This is a genomic window from Clostridium bowmanii, assembly GCF_018861315.1.
GTDB classification, from domain to species: domain Bacteria; phylum Bacillota; class Clostridia; order Clostridiales; family Clostridiaceae; genus Clostridium_AD; species Clostridium_AD bowmanii.
The window spans coordinates 1-15,125 of the sequence record NZ_JAHLDL010000018.1 but is presented as its reverse complement, the minus strand read 5'-3'; the positions used below and the strand labels follow the sequence as shown (position 1 = coordinate 15,125).

Annotated in this window: 13 protein-coding genes, 1 tRNA gene and 1 riboswitch; of the genes, 12 read left to right on the top strand and 2 right to left on the bottom strand. The window is 30.8% G+C overall.

The genetic code is table 11. The annotated features are described in order from the left end of the window. The first annotated feature begins 149 nt into the window (after positions 1–149). From KPL51_RS13065 to KPL51_RS13020, 10 genes are all read left to right on the top strand, one after another. Positions 150–1,925, top strand: a complete 1,776-nt coding sequence (locus tag KPL51_RS13065) for a penicillin-binding transpeptidase domain-containing protein (protein ID WP_216162179.1) — start codon at positions 150–152, stop codon at positions 1,923–1,925. A 148-nt stretch (positions 1,926–2,073) separates the two neighbouring features. Next, a complete protein-coding gene (locus tag KPL51_RS13060; RefSeq protein ID WP_216162176.1) occupies positions 2,074–3,096 on the top strand; it encodes a CPBP family intramembrane glutamic endopeptidase in 1,023 nt (340 codons plus the stop codon). Positions 3,097–3,211: 115 nt separating this feature from the next. Continuing rightward, a riboswitch (purine riboswitch) is annotated at positions 3,212–3,310 on the top strand. 96 nt (positions 3,311–3,406) lie between these two features. Next, on the top strand, positions 3,407–4,408 hold the full coding sequence (add, locus tag KPL51_RS13055; RefSeq protein WP_216162173.1) for an adenosine deaminase: 1,002 nt from the start codon (positions 3,407–3,409) through the stop codon (positions 4,406–4,408). Positions 4,409–4,790: 382 nt separating this feature from the next. Further along, positions 4,791–5,927, top strand: a complete 1,137-nt coding sequence (locus KPL51_RS23535) for a (Fe-S)-binding protein (RefSeq protein WP_216162170.1) — start codon at positions 4,791–4,793, stop codon at positions 5,925–5,927. A gap of 296 nt (positions 5,928–6,223) precedes the next feature. Further along, complete coding sequence (locus tag KPL51_RS13045; protein WP_216162167.1) at positions 6,224–6,388, top strand: hypothetical protein; 165 nt, start codon at positions 6,224–6,226, stop codon at positions 6,386–6,388. A gap of 106 nt (positions 6,389–6,494) precedes the next feature. Then, complete coding sequence (locus KPL51_RS13040; RefSeq protein ID WP_312888634.1) at positions 6,495–6,956, top strand: rhomboid family intramembrane serine protease; 462 nt, start codon at positions 6,495–6,497, stop codon at positions 6,954–6,956. 190 nt (positions 6,957–7,146) lie between these two features. Beyond that, positions 7,147–7,713, top strand: coding sequence for an HD domain-containing protein (locus tag KPL51_RS13035; protein WP_216162358.1), 567 nt, complete (start codon positions 7,147–7,149; stop codon positions 7,711–7,713). 101 nt (positions 7,714–7,814) lie between these two features. Beyond that, positions 7,815–8,849, top strand: coding sequence for an aldose 1-epimerase (locus KPL51_RS13030; protein WP_216162163.1), 1,035 nt, complete (start codon positions 7,815–7,817; stop codon positions 8,847–8,849). Between the two features lie 236 nt (positions 8,850–9,085). Further along, positions 9,086–9,553 carry a YbaK/EbsC family protein gene (locus KPL51_RS13025; RefSeq protein ID WP_216162161.1) on the top strand — a complete coding sequence of 156 codons (468 nt, stop codon included), beginning with the start codon at positions 9,086–9,088 and terminating at the stop codon, positions 9,551–9,553. A gap of 645 nt (positions 9,554–10,198) precedes the next feature. After that, complete coding sequence (locus tag KPL51_RS13020) at positions 10,199–10,501, top strand: hypothetical protein (RefSeq protein ID WP_216162159.1); 303 nt, start codon at positions 10,199–10,201, stop codon at positions 10,499–10,501. Positions 10,502–10,555: 54 nt separating this feature from the next. On the opposite strand, the gene KPL51_RS13015 is transcribed toward KPL51_RS13020, so the two are convergent. Further along, positions 10,556–10,631 (bottom strand) — tRNA-Ala (locus KPL51_RS13015). 353 nt (positions 10,632–10,984) lie between these two features. Between KPL51_RS13015 and clpB the strand changes: the two genes are divergently transcribed. Further along, entirely contained in the window at positions 10,985–13,582 is a 2,598-nt protein-coding gene (clpB, locus tag KPL51_RS13010; protein WP_216162157.1) for an ATP-dependent chaperone ClpB, read from the top strand. A 70-nt stretch (positions 13,583–13,652) separates the two neighbouring features. Here the strand turns inward: clpB and KPL51_RS13005 are convergent, their stop codons facing one another. Continuing rightward, positions 13,653–14,474, bottom strand: a complete 822-nt coding sequence (locus KPL51_RS13005) for an alpha/beta fold hydrolase (RefSeq protein ID WP_216162155.1) — start codon at positions 14,472–14,474, stop codon at positions 13,653–13,655. Positions 14,475–14,768: 294 nt separating this feature from the next. Here KPL51_RS13005 and KPL51_RS13000 point away from each other — a divergent pair, with 294 nt between their 5' ends. Then, positions 14,769–15,008 carry an Ada metal-binding domain-containing protein gene (locus KPL51_RS13000; RefSeq protein WP_216162153.1) on the top strand — a complete coding sequence of 80 codons (240 nt, stop codon included), beginning with the start codon at positions 14,769–14,771 and terminating at the stop codon, positions 15,006–15,008. Positions 15,009–15,125 lie beyond the last annotated feature (117 nt).

The following is a 15,125-nucleotide window of genomic DNA, read 5'->3' as shown; positions in this document are numbered from 1 at the left end:
ACAAAACAATATAAATAGTGGAAATATATCCGTATATATAGTATGATGTTCTTATGATTTAAATTTTGTCATACAACATGCCACTTGCTACGTAGGTGGCACCATGTTAAACTAAACGAATGTCAGAAGAAATCGTATAAGACGGGTTGGTGAGTAAACTGAAAAGAAAAAAAGTGAAAAGTAAAAGAATTTTTATTTTAGGTTTATTATTTTCGGTAGTATTTATTGCTATTGTGAGTAGATTGGGTTACGTAATGATAGTTGATGGGTCTGATTATAAGCAACTAGCATTAAATCAGTGGACTAAAACTATAAAAATGGCCCCAAAGAGGGGTACGATTTTGAGCAAAAATGGTTCGGAATTAGCATTAAGTACAGATGTTTACAAAGTTGATGTTGATCTGAATGTATTGAAAATATATTTAACGAATAAAAAAATACCGCAAAAGCAAGTGGTTGCGCAGTTATCAGAGAAATTAAATATTGAAACAAGTGAAGTTCAAAAAAAATTAAATAGCAAAGATAGTAAAGGCAATCTACTTCAATTCGTATTTTTGAAAAGAAAAGTTGGAAAAGCGGCAGTAGATGATATTAAAGCTTTGAAATATAATGGCATAATAATTTCAAATGATGTGGACAGGGTTTATTCAAATGATAACTTTTTATCCCAGGTTATTGGACATAGCAATTCAGAGGGAAATGGAATAAGCGGGGTAGAACAAAGTTACAATAATGAATTAGCGGGTGTTCCTGGGGTTAAGGTGGCACAAGTAGATAGGAATAATAATGAGTTGCCTTATACGGAAGCAACTACGGTTAAACCTGTAGACGGAAAGAATTTAACATTAACAATAGATGAGCGAATTCAAGAACTAGCTGAAACAGTAGCTAAACAAACCTTAGCTGAAAATGGTGCAAAATCTGTAAGTATAACAATTATGGATCCTCAAAATGGTGAAATTTTGGCTATGGCAAATGCACCAGGTTATAATCCTAATAAGCCTTATGAAATAGGGAAAACAGATGGTGAAACACAGGAAATATGGAAGAATAGGGCTGTAAGTAACATGTTTGAGCCAGGATCTATTTTTAAGGTTATAACAGCTGCTGCTGCACTTAAAAATAATTTGGTAACAGAGCAGGACAGATTTGTAAGTGATGGAAGTATTAGAGTTGGAAATACAACCTTGTATAATGATAATAAAGAGGATTATGGTGTGGAAACTTTTTCAGATATTATTAGAAATTCGGATAATGTTGCATTTGTTAAATTGGGACAAAAGATTGGAAAGGAAAATCTTTATAAGTTTATAAAAGATGCTGGCTTTGGGCAGAAAACTGGTATAGATTTGCCTGGTGAAAGTACTGGATTAATAAAAGATTTTAAAAGTATTGGACCTGTTGATTTTGCAACTATGGCCTATGGACAAGGTATTGCAGTTACTCAAACTCAGTATATTTCTGCTTTCAATGCAATAGCTAATGGGGGGACGTGGATAAGACCCCATGTTATGAAGGACATTTCTCATATGGTAAGTGGTAAAAAAATTGTGGACAAACAGTATGGAAATCTTGACAAAAGAAATATAATTAGCAATGAAAATGCAGCACAACTAAGAACTTATTTAGAAAGTGTTGTTAAAGAAGGAACTGCGGTGGATACCTATATAAAGGGTTACCACATAGCTGGAAAGACAGGGACTGCAAATGTGGTTAATAATACCACAGGGGGTTACGAGTCTGGAAAGTATATAGCATCTTTTGCTGGGATGGCTCCTGCAAGTAACCCAAAGGTAACATTGATAGTTACTGTAGAAGAACCAAACTCAGAGAAATATTATGCCGCTCAGACCGCGGTACCGGCAGCACGTAAACTATTTTCTGGGCTGTTCACAATACTTAATATACCTCCAGATACAAAATGAAAAATGCAAAATGCAACCTGAAGCATTTGATTATTGTAGGCGATTGCTTATAATATATATTTTAGTACTAGCATTTATTGCAGTAAAGTTTGTATTTGTAGAGCATGTGTTACTTAGAAGATAATTTTATATATGAAGGAGAAAGTTCATGAAAAATAAAATGATATTATTAGCTAATAGTTTATTGTTGCTGGCATTGCTATTATTTGTTTCAATGCCCTATATAGCAGCTATATTATTTAGATTAAAAACCCCTATCAGCGGGAATATTTCACTTCTGCTTTCTGGAGGGACTAGTATTATAACACTGGGAGGTATTGCACTATTATATTGCAGAATTACTAAAAGAAGATTTACTAAGGTGATGGTAATAAAGAAAATTTCTATAAAACAAGTTATGTTAGTTATGATGTTAGCAATTGGTACTTATATCTTTGCAGTAGGTATTAATTCACTGAGCATGAAGTTATTTCCAATTGCAATAAAAGATAGTATGGCAATGTCAAGTTTACTAAACGGTAGCTCAACATTATTAGGGCTATTTGTGGTAATTTTGGTGCCAGCATTTTTTGAGGAAGTATTTTTTAGAGGAATTTTTTTAGATGCGTATGAAGGCATAAATAAAAAAATGAAGTACTTTATTATAATAGCTATCTTTGCAACTTTTCACGGCAACGTAATGCAAATTATTTATGTGTTATTCTTGGGACTTATTCTACTTAAGGTAAGGGAATATACAGGTTCATTATTAGGAAGTATGACACTTCATGCAGCAAATAATGCAATATCCTTTATCTTAAGTAAAGTGGCATTGAATTACATGAAGCTTGTGGATACTGGAATAGACAATGGGGTAATTGATTCAGCAAAAACAGCTGCCACAGCTGAGGCTATGAATGTTACTCTAACTGTTGCTTTACTTAGAGCCTCAATATTTTTTTTGATTGGAGGCGCCGTATTATTTATATACCTAAGAAAATTGAAAGAATATAAAGAGGAAAAAGAAGATTTAGAATATATTCAAGAAGAAAATGTTGGAAGCTTAGAATACAATGAAGGAGAACAATGTATAGTAAGTGATGAAAAAAACATTAATGCAAATAAAGTAAAATATGTACCTTTAGCTATATATTTTGTTGCTATGACTGTACTGGTTGTTTTAAGGTATTAAGATTCAAGGGAGATTAGTGACTTGACTATTTTTTTTTTTATGATAAAATAAAATAACATAAAATTTAACTAAAGTTGGTTATATTAACGATGACTTATGAATAGTAATTATAATAATAAAAAAGATGATTTAAATTCGTATAACCCCAATAATAAGGTTTGGGGGTTTCTACCAGGAACCTAAATTCCTGATTACGAAGAAAATACACCTATGTGTATCTTCTTTGTGGTCAGGATTTTTTGTTTTAAAATTATTATCAAGGTAAATAATAACCTTTAGTGTGATTAAATGATTATAAGAGGAGGACAATATGAAATTTGAAAATTTACCGAAAATTGAATTGCATTGTCATTTGGATGGAAGTGTAAGACCTGGGACAATAATTGATATAGCAAAAGATGAGAATATAAGTATTCCCTACTATGACATTGAAAATATTAAAAAAGAACTTACTGCCCCAGCAGAATGTAAGTCTCTTGATGAGTATCTAAGAAGATTTGAAATTCCCATTTTAATAATGCAATCAAAAGAAAGTTTGAAAAGAATTACCTTTGAACTTCTTGAAGATTGTGCAAAAGAAAATGTGAAATATATTGAAGTTAGATTTGCACCGCTACTCCACTTAAAAAACGGGTTAAGTATTTCTGATGTAATAGAGAGTGTAATAGCTGGGATTAGAGATGCAGAAGAGAAATATGATATAAAAGGTAACGTAATACTATCATGTATGAGATTTATGTCTGCGGATAGAGCAATTGAGGTTGTGGAGGCTGGTGTAAAATATTTGTCTAAAGGTGTGGTTGCAATAGATTTATGTGGTTCTGAAGGAGAAGAATTTTGCGGTAAATTCATAGAACCCATAACACTAGCTAGAGGATATGGCTATAGAGTGACTATTCATGCAGGTGAAACAGGAATAGGTAAAAATGTGCTGGAAGCAGTGGAGCTTTTAGGGGCAGAAAGAATTGGACATGGAGTATTTATTAAGGACTGCTTGGAAGCCTATAACATTGTGAAAGATAAAGGAATTACTCTTGAAATGTGTCCAACAAGTAATATTCAAACTAAAGCAATTGATACTTTTAAAAACCACCCAATTTATAATTTTTATAATAATGGCATAAAGGTGACAGTTAATACAGATAATAGAACTGTATCAAACACAAATATGACTAAAGAATGCGAAATATTATTAAGAGAATTTAATATTACTTTTGAGGAGTATAAACAAATTTACCTTAATAGTGTTGATGCAGCATTTGTTGATTTAAAGACAAAGGAATGGCTTAGAAAATATATTTATCAATATTAGCGAGGTGCAAAGAAGAATAGATGATACCTATAGATAATCAACTATCTATAGGTATCATCTATTTTCAAAAGAGAAGTGTATGTTATATAATTATTCATAGAAATACATAGTGTTTTATAATTTGTGGATAAAAATGGTAATCAATAAATTGATAATTTGTAAAAGTGTAATTATTAAAGAAAGTATAGGGGGAATTAAATTAAATAAAAGAACAAAAAAGGTGGTGTTTGGGCTTTTAACCCTATTTGCTGTAAGCATATTAATGGTATTACTTAAAAATATATACAATGAAAAAAGTAAACAATAAGTTGTAATATAAGATAGGATTGTTTTTGAAGTTATGAGACAATCCTTTTTTAATAAATATAAAGGGTGATTAGTTGTGGATAGTATTAAGCTATCAAAAGAAATGTTAGAAAGAGCAAATATAATATATAGTGAATGTATTGGTTGCAAGAAATGTATGAAAAATTGTATAATGTTAGATAGCTATTGTGCTTCACCTAAAGAGCTTTTTGGTGGTATAATAAAGTCATGTGAAATAGATATAAAAATACCTTATTCTTGCAACCTTTGTAATTTGTGTAGCGAGGTATGTCCTAAAAACATTGACCAGAAGGATTTATTTTTAGAATTACGAAGATATGCATTTAAAAATAATAAAAAAGCTATAAAACCATTAGGTTATAAGGTGGTAAAATTTCATCAGGAAAACAGCTTTTCAAAATTATTCTCCACCACTATGAAAAAAACAGAGAGTGTTAGTAATATTGCATTTATTCCAGGATGTAGTTTGATGTCATACAGTCCTGAAATTGTTATGAAAACTTACGAATATCTTCAAAGTGTTGTGCCAGGTATAAAAATTATATTGAAATGTTGTGCAAGTCCAACTCATACTATTGGAGATCAGCAGGGTTTTAAAGTATATTATTCTCAGCTTGAAAGTGAGATAGAAAAATTAAAAGTAACTGAAATAATTACAGCTTGCCCCAATTGTTTTATAAGCATAAAAAAGAATAGCCCTAATTTGAAAATTACTACTGTTTGGGAGAAAATCATAGAAAAAGGTATACCAAAAGGTTTGTTAAATAAATATAGTAAAGTAGATGTTAAATTTACTCTCCATGATCCATGCCCAACAAGATATGAAGACAATGTACATGATGCAGTCAGGAGAATTATAAAAAAGATGGGGATTACAATTGATGAATTTGAATTTTCTAAAAGACAAACGGTGTGTTGTGGTGCAGGTGCTATGGTGGGAGTAACTAATAGTAAGCTTTCAACAGCGCATATGAATAAAAGAGCAGGAGAGGCTACATCGGAACACATTTTAACTTACTGCCAAACTTGCGCTGAGTCATTGTCAATAGGAGAAAAAAATGCTGTGCATTTATTGGATTTGATGTTTAATGAAGAAATGTGCTCAACTTTTATTTTTAAACAAGAAAAAAATAAATTTGCTACAAAATGGATAAATAGATATAATGGGAAAAGAAAAATTGAAAAACTTTAATGAAGTTGAAGGTTTAACATGGTTTATTACACTAAATGTTAATAACTTTTAGTAGGATTTATAGAGTAGAAAGGTTTAGTATAGATGTTAGATATTATTAATAACTAATATATTTTCAATGATAATAGCAATAACTGCAATTCAGAGAATGGTACAGGCTAAAAAAATTCTCGAATAAGAAATTTGTCGAAAAATAGAGGGAATATGGATTCGTTATAGAATATAATATATAAGGTAAATGAATATTATTAATAATAAAGAAAATAAAAAGTATGAAAAAATAAATAGGAAGGAAGGTGAACAAAATAGATTATAAGAAATTAAAAAAAGATTTGTTGGATAAGGTCAGTGAATTAGGGATTAAGTCACCAGTTGCACCATCAGAAAGTACAAGTGAGACAGACCTTCTTAAATTCGCAAAAGAATATGATTTAAATATTTCAGATTATATAAATGATTAATAAATTAAAGAAAATACAATATAATTCACCAGTGATATTAACTTTTACTTTTTTAGCTCTTATTAGCTATTTGCTATGTTACTTAACAAATGGTGTTTTGACCCGATTGCTTTTTTCAAATTATAGAACATCCTTTTTGGATCCCATGCAATATGTTAGGCTTTTTTCTTACATATTAGGTCATGCTAATTGGGCTCATTTTTCAGGAAACTTTATAATTATTTTAATAACTGGACCCCTGCTAGAAGAAAAATATGGTTCAAAAGTTTTAGTACAGTTAATACTAATAACAGCTTTTGTTACTGGCATAATACACATAGTTTTCTCTGGAAGTGCTCTTTTGGGTGCTAGTGGCATTGTGTATATGTTTATTATTCTAAGCTCCTTTACAAATACTGAGAAGGGTAAAATCCCACTAACTTTAATTATCGTGTTTTTTGTATTTGTTGGTAGAGAAATCTTTGGGGGTGCTTTTACGCAAGATAATATCTCTCAACTTGCCCATATTATTGGTGGATGTTGTGGGGCATTATTTGCTTTTAAAATTAAACATTGTGAAAATATATAAAAAGCTAACAGCCCTACTGAAGTTTAGGACTGTTAGCTTTTTATTCTGGGCCTATTTGTTTAAGTGTTTTGTATTTGGTTAGTTTAAAAGTGATAATAATCTGATTTGGAATAATTTAGTATAAACAATGAAAAAAGGTAAATTTAGTGATATACTATATTAAAAAATCATAGGAGGAAGGGTGATAAACATGTGTGATAGAGAAAGAGCAGAAAAACTTTTACATAAACATTTAAAGAATGATAAATTAGTAATTCATTGTTATGCTGTTGAGGCTGTAATGAGAGCTTTAGCTGAAAAATTAGAACCTGAAAACATAAAAGAGTGGGGAATAACAGGTCTATTGCATGACATAGATGAAACCACCATTGATTGGCTTAAAAATCCAGAACTTCATGGGCCTACTGCTGTAGAGATATTAAAAGCAGAAGACTTTGGGAATGAACGTATGTACCATTCAATTTGTGCACATAACCAGCTAAATGGAACTAAAATAGTTAGCAAAATGGATGCTGCAGCTTATGCAGGTGATCCTATAACTGGATTTATTACTGCCATTGCACTTGCATATCCTGATAAAAAACTTGTTAATGTAAAAGTTAAATCTATAGTTAAAAGAATGAAGGATACAAGGTTCGCTGCTAGTGCAAATAGAGAAGCTATGTATTCTATTGTAAATCTAGGAATTCCCTTTGAAGAATTTGCAGAACTTTCTTTAAATGCCATGCTTAAAATTACTGATAAGCTTGGCTTGTAAAGTCATAAAAATACTATACACAAAGAAATATGGCATTTGAACTTTTAAGTTCGGATGCCTCATTGCTTAGGGTAAAATAAATAAAATCGGAGATAACAAATATGACAAATGGCAGAAATAAAATTGCTGCAACAATACAAGAAGAATCATGGAAAGGGTATAAATCTATACGTTTTTCAGCAGGTGGTTATGAAGCATTGATGATAACAGATATGGGAGCTAATATCATAGAATTAAAGGACTCTATAAGAGGTTTAAGCTTACTTAGAACTCCTGTGGATGAAATAGGCCTTAAAGTTTTTAAGGCTGCACCTCAAGTTTATGGCCTGCCAGTATTGTTTCCACCAAATAGAATAGAAGATGGCAGCTTTAAAATGGAGGACAAAGTATATAAATTTCCAATAAATGAGCCGAAACACAATAATTATATCCATGGTTTTATTAAAAATGAGAAATGGAAGATAGCCAGAAGTGAAATTATTCGGGGAGAAAGTGTTGAAATAGAGGCTGTTTTTGATTTTAATGAAGAGCATGAGTTTTATAAGTACTTCCCTCATGCATTTCAGTTTAAATTGGTTTATAATCTTTCAAGTAATGGGTTAAAGCAGAAAGCGAGTATTATTAATTTGAGTAGTGAAAAAATGCCAATGGGAATAGGATTTCACTCCGCATTTAATATACCTTTTCACCCAGAAAGTATGGAAGAAGATTATAGGCTAATAATATCAATAGACAAGAGATGGGAACAAGACTGGCGCAATTTACCTACAGGAAAAATTTTAGATTTAACTATAGATGAAAAACAATATGTGTGTAAAGGCATAAATCCATTAGAGCATAGCCTAGAATCTCATTATACAACAAAAGATATGAATATAAATGGTAAAGTATTTCACGGAGCAATAATTGAGGATACCTCTAAAAAACTAAGATTAATTTATGAAATGGGAAATGATTATAAGCATATGGTAATATGGAATGATAAGGGCGATAAAAATTATGTATGCGTAGAACCTCAAACCTGTGCAATAAATGCTGTAAATATAAATTTAGAAAATAGCATAACCGGATTTAAAACCTTACTTACCAATGAGACTTGGAGTGAGCAATGCAAAATATATGTAGAGGATATGTAGAGAGACTTATAATATATTTTAGAATATAATTATCCACTAAAACAATTGGTAATTTGAAAACATATATTCCCTTATAGAATATGTGCTTTTTTATAAATAGTAGGCGATATTGTCAAATTATTGTGAATTGTCCACTAATGACAATGAATATAGTCTATAATAGATTAAACATATGATTTTAAAGTTAAGATAGGTTTAATTTAAAATTAAGCATTAAAGTGAAAGGATGATAAATAATGGCTATAGACAAAGTACATGAGTATTTTAAAAAATGGGGTGTAGATAAAGATATTCTAGAATTTGAAACATCTAGTGCTACTGTTGAACTCGCAGCTGAAACCCTAGGTGTTGAGCCTGCAAGAATTGCTAAGACCATTTGTTTTAAAAATGGAGAAAGTGCTATGTTAATAGTTACAGCAGGAGATGTAAAAACAGATAATAGGAAATTCAAGGATGAATTTGGTTTTAAGGCAAAGATGTTGACACCAGATGAAACTTTGGAATTTACAGGTCATGCAGTAGGTGGAGTTTGCCCCTTTGGACTCGAAAACGACATACCCGTATTTTTAGATGAATCTCTTAAAAGATTTGAAACGGTGTATCCTGCTTGCGGAAGTAGTAATTCAGCTATTAAATTAACATGCCAGGAGCTACATAAATATTCTATGAATAAAAAATGGATTAACGTTTGTAAGGGTTGGTAATTACCATAATATAGAGCATTTATATATATTTTATACTGTGGCGAACTGTGCCCTCTTATATTTAATTAGAAAATATGCTATAATATAAACTATAGACATGTATAATTAAACAATAATAGCATTAAGAGGTCAACTGCCAACTACCCTAAAGGGTAGTGGCTTGTAGGAGCAATCCAAACAAGTCGGTTGAATAGCCTAAGTCTTAACAGACTACGTTAACTAAGAATATATAGGTACTTCAAGATACTTCTCTAGTCTTGAACACTACGTTCTAATTTTAAACATCTCTGATGGTAGGAGAAGTGAGTTAGATATTCAAAACCTTAATTAACATTGGCGAAGAGAACCTACGAGTTTAGTAATTCTCGAATAGATTATTTGTATCTATTACAAAGATTACTATTAAAAACTAAGCCGAAGCTTACATCCACTACCCTAAAGGGATAGCGGTTTTATGCTTAAATTTATAAAACACTTTTGGATTCTTTAATGGGAAAAATAAGGTTTCAGATTTATGTTCTGGGCCTTTTTATCTTTGGGAGGGAATTGCGGACATGTGTAATAATTGTGTAACGATGGATAAAATAAACAGGGAACTTGTATTTTGTATGTTGCCTGACGGGGTAAGAAAGAAGGAAAATAAAGATGATAAAGCTCCAGGAAATATATAAAATTTGTAAATGTTGTGAAAAGCAAGATAGAAAAAATGGAATTGTGAAACTGATAGAAAAAGGCTACAGTGAAAACACTGCAACAAAATATTATAATATTTGGAGGAGGCATTATATGGATTCTAGTAGTGAGGATTTAATGCTTTCAGGTATTTATATAAAGACTAGTAAAGAAACAAAACTTTTAGAAGAGTGTACATTTGTGGAACGTCAAAGATATTTGGAAGCTTTAAGTAAAGAGCAACTTGTTAGAATAGCACAAGCAGTGCTTAAATAATTATATAAAGTAAGAACTGTTAAAAATAAGCAATTTTGCAAGAGTAAATAAAAATGGTGGAGATAGGGGGAGTCGAACCCCCGACCTTCTACATGCGAAGCAGACGCGCTCCCAACTGCGCTATACCCCCATATCTAATTTTGTTAAATCTATCACTTTGAATTATACCACCTTTTAGGATTATTCTCCACATTAATCATTAATTAAAATAATTTTCTAAATTTAAGGATAGAGTATAAATAAATAATTTAAGAATATAAAATAATACTGAATATATCCAATTATTTTAAGTGAAAATGCAAATATATAGCTAATTTAATGATATAATAGTAGTTAGAAAACTTAATGTTAAGCACCCATAAATAAAACTTTTATGCTGTTAAAACGGTAAATAGGTTTCTAACTTATTTATATGGGTGCTTTTTGTGTATCTTAAAATAAAATTGTGTAATAATTAAATAAAGTAAAGGAAGTGCTGTTTACATGGATATAGAAAAATTAACAATAAAGGTTCAACAATCATTAAACGATGCTCAATTAATAGCTGTAAAAAATAATCATCAGCAAATAGATACAATACATTTATTTGCAGCACTTATAGCTCAAGAAGATGGGCTCATTCCTAATATATTTAGTAAAATGGGAGTGAATATAAGGCAACTTAATGAGGATATCAAAAAGGCCTTAGAACGTATGCCGAGAGTTACAGGAAGTGGTGCAGATACTGGGTCTGTTTATGCAACTAGAAGGTTTGAAGAAGTATTTGTGAAAGCAGAAGATGAAGCTAAAAAATTTAAGGATTCTTTTATAAGTGTAGAACATGTAATGCTTGGTCTTATGGATGTAAGTACTAAAGAAATTGCAGAGATTTTAAAAAAATTTAATATAACCAAAGAAGAATTTTTAAATGCACTTTCAAAAGTTAGGGGAAATCAGAGGGTGGAAAATGTAGATCCAGAAGGTACCTATGAGGCTTTGGTTAAATATGGTTCAAATCTTGTGGAACAAGCTAAAAAACATAAGCTAGATCCTGTTATAGGAAGAGATGATGAAATCAGAAGAGTCATAAGGATACTTTCTAGAAGAACTAAAAATAATCCTGTCCTTATAGGAGAACCTGGAGTAGGTAAAACTGCAATAGTGGAGGGACTTGCCCAAAGAATTGTAAAGGGAGATGTGCCAGAAGGACTAAAAAATAAAATAGTATTCTCTTTAGATATGGGAGCTCTTATTGCTGGAGCCAAATTTAAAGGTGAATTTGAAGAAAGACTTAAAGCAGTGCTTAAAGAAGTAGAAACTAGTGAAGGTAAAATAATTTTATTTATAGATGAAATTCATAATATAGTGGGAGCAGGTAAATCAGAGGGATCTATGGATGCAGGTAACATGATAAAGCCACTACTTGCCAGAGGAAGTCTTCATTGTATTGGGGCAACTACTTTTGATGAATATAGAAAATACTTAGAGAAAGATAAGGCATTAGAGAGAAGATTTCAGCCAGTAACTATTGATGAGCCTACTGTGGAAGATTCTGTGTCCATACTTAGAGGTCTTAAAGAGAAATTCGAAATATATCACGGTATAAGAATTCATGATTCAGCCATAGTAGCCGCAGCAAAACTTTCAGATAGATATATAACCGGAAGATTTCTTCCAGATAAGGCAATAGATCTTATAGATGAGGCTTGTGCTATGATAAGAACTGAAATAGATAGTATGCCTACTGAGATGGATATGACAAAACGTAAGATATTTCAACTTGAAATTGAGAAAAAAGCACTGTCAAAAGAAAATGACGATGCTTCAAAGAAAAGGCTTGATGTCCTGGAGAAAGAGTTAAGCAATTTAAAAGATAAAGATAATGAAATGACAGCAAAATATGAAAAAGAAAAATCTAAAATAGTTGAAATTAGAAATTTAAAACAAAAATTAGACTCGGCACGAGGGGAAATAGAAAAATCAGAAAGGGAATACGATTTAACTAAAGTGGCAGAGCTTAAATATGGGGTAATTCCAAAGCTAGAAGCTGAGATTAAAGAGAAAGAAGAAAGCATACATGAAAATAATGAAACTGCTATGCTTAAAGAAGAAGTAACAGAAAAAGAAATTTCACAGATAGTATCAAAATGGACCGGAATACCTGTGACAAATTTGGTAGAAGGAGAAAGGAAAAAGCTCCTAAGACTTGAAGAAGTACTATCAGAAAGGGTAATAGGACAAAAGGAAGCAGTTACTGCAGTTTCAAATGCTGTTATTCGCGCAAGAGCAGGAATGAAGGATCCAAGAAGACCTATTGGTTCATTTATATTCCTTGGACCTACAGGTGTTGGAAAAACTGAACTTGCAAAAACACTAGCTAAAACACTATTTGATAGTAAAGATAATATAATAAGAATAGACATGTCAGAATATATGGAAAAATATTCTGTGTCAAGACTTATAGGAGCTCCACCTGGTTATGTAGGATATGAAGAGGGAGGTCAACTTACTGAAGCTGTGAGGAGAAAACCCTACAGTGTTGTATTATTTGATGAAATAGAAAAAGCTCATGAAGATGTATTTAATATATTCCTTCAGATATTAGATGATGGAAGGTTAACGGATAATCAAGGTAAGATTGTGAATTTTAAAAACTGCATAATAATTATGACTTCAAATATTGGAAGTGACTATCTCCTAGAAAACAAAGAAAGTGGAAGTATTCAGCAAAATATTCGTGATAGGGTTATGAGTGAACTTAAGAGTAAATTTAAGCCTGAATTTTTAAATAGATTAGATGATGTTATACTATTTAAACCACTAGATACTAAAGAAATAAAAGGAATAGTTGATATATTCCTTGAAGAAATTAAAAATAGGCTTAAAGACAAAAATATAACAATGAAAGTAACTGACTATGCTAAAGAACTTATGGCTAGCGAAGGTTATGATCCAATTTATGGTGCACGTCCACTAAAGAGATACATTGAAAATGCCTTAGAAACAAATATTGCAAAGAAAATTATTAGGGGAGACATAGTCGATGGATCTACTATTGGGGTAGATGCCAAGGATCAGCAAATTATAATAGAAAAGATTTAATAATTGAGGTTAGTGGCAATAAAATATCTAGAAGCTTGTAAATACGTGGTCAATATAAAAGAAGCTGAGCTTATAGATCAACTTCTTTTATAGCTTTAAATACAAGTTTTCCTGCTTTAATAGGCCTCTCTAGTAGAAATAGGTGTCCATAATCCTCTAGAGAAATAAAAGTTCGTTGTTTGAAAAACTTAATTGTTTTTAAAATTTCCTTTTCACTAAAGAAAAAATCATTTTCTCCTAGAAATGCAATAATATTCTTGTTATTTTTTACCATTAATTCATTTTTAGAAATTTCATTCATGCTATCGCACTGCAAAAAATCTGCATAGCAAGGTGTGGGCAAAGCAAATAACCATTTTGGGTTTAGATATTTAATATACCAAGGTGTTTTGTTTGTACAATTTTTCTCCATTAGTGATTTTGTATTAAAGGTATTAGTTTCTTTATTATATAAACCTTTAATAACTTCGTTGTCGTGCTTGGTGATTCTGGCACTAGCAATTAACACACAAAGACCTACATTTTCATCTAATAAGTTCCTATTAACAATATTTAACAATGTCATTCCCCCAAGTGAATAACCAAGTAATGTAATTTTACTCGTGCAATGATTTTCTTTTATTAACTGTTTAATTACAGTTACCTGAAAATCAACCAATTCATTTCCGTCTGTTAATGGTTCGCCTTCAGTTAATGAATTTCCAAGACCATGCCCAGGGGTATTGATTATAATTACTTCGGTTTTTTTAAATTGTTTTGCAAATATAAAATAGACGGATGCATAGGTGCTTGCACCAGTTAGGATTATTACAGTATTGTAATGAGGTTTAAACTGCTCCTTTTTTAGGCAAATAACCTTTTTATTATTAATTATTAATTCAATCTTCTTCATTTAATCTTTATTGAGAAAGTGATGTACGAAATACTCAATAAAACTCACCTCTTTTGTTTTATGATTTTTTATAATGATTTAATTGTATCATTATTATTAATAGGAATGTGGTTTCTAGAGTTTATATTTCGCGTTATTACATTATAGAGTTTATAATATAATAGAAACTGGATTAGAATAGATAATTAGAATGAAAGATAATAATGAAAAATTATTAATATTATTATTTAAATAAATTCTGAAATGAAGCGAGGATACCATGGAAAATGTAGACAACGCATTGAAATATGATATATGTGTAACAAAGATTCAGAATATAAGAGATTATTCTACTGCGTAGTTAAAGCAATAGGAATATATTGCATTCCATCCTGTAGCGCTAAAAAATCTAATAAAGAGAATGTTGAGTTTTATGATATAACTATAAAAGCAGAGGATTGTAAAGTCTGTTTACCGATCTTGTGCGAAAAGCCCACTCCTTTAGGTGTGGGATGGATAGCATTGCACGTTAGCACAATCATTATATTTATATAGACTAAATATAATGTATAAAATAATTGAAAACATACACAAATAGTACTATAATAAATTCATGGAAAATAAATATAGGAGAACACAAACGACAGTAAGTTTAATCAACTATCATTTTGT

Coding starts and splice junctions, on each gene's coding strand:
- KPL51_RS13035 (WP_216162358.1), top strand. CDS start 7,147: ATGTGTGATAGAGAAAGAGCAGAAAAACTTTTACATAAACATTTAAAG.
- clpB (WP_216162157.1), top strand. CDS start 10,985: ATGGATATAGAAAAATTAACAATAAAGGTTCAACAATCATTAAACGAT.
- KPL51_RS13005 (WP_216162155.1), bottom strand. CDS start 14,474: ATGAAGAAGATTGAATTAATAATTAATAATAAAAAGGTTATTTGCCTA.
- KPL51_RS13020 (WP_216162159.1), top strand. CDS start 10,199: ATGATAAAGCTCCAGGAAATATATAAAATTTGTAAATGTTGTGAAAAG.
- KPL51_RS13025 (WP_216162161.1), top strand. CDS start 9,086: ATGGCTATAGACAAAGTACATGAGTATTTTAAAAAATGGGGTGTAGAT.
- add (WP_216162173.1), top strand. CDS start 3,407: ATGAAATTTGAAAATTTACCGAAAATTGAATTGCATTGTCATTTGGAT.
- KPL51_RS13030 (WP_216162163.1), top strand. CDS start 7,815: ATGACAAATGGCAGAAATAAAATTGCTGCAACAATACAAGAAGAATCA.
- KPL51_RS13000 (WP_216162153.1), top strand. CDS start 14,769: ATGTGTAACAAAGATTCAGAATATAAGAGATTATTCTACTGCGTAGTT.
- KPL51_RS13060 (WP_216162176.1), top strand. CDS start 2,074: ATGAAAAATAAAATGATATTATTAGCTAATAGTTTATTGTTGCTGGCA.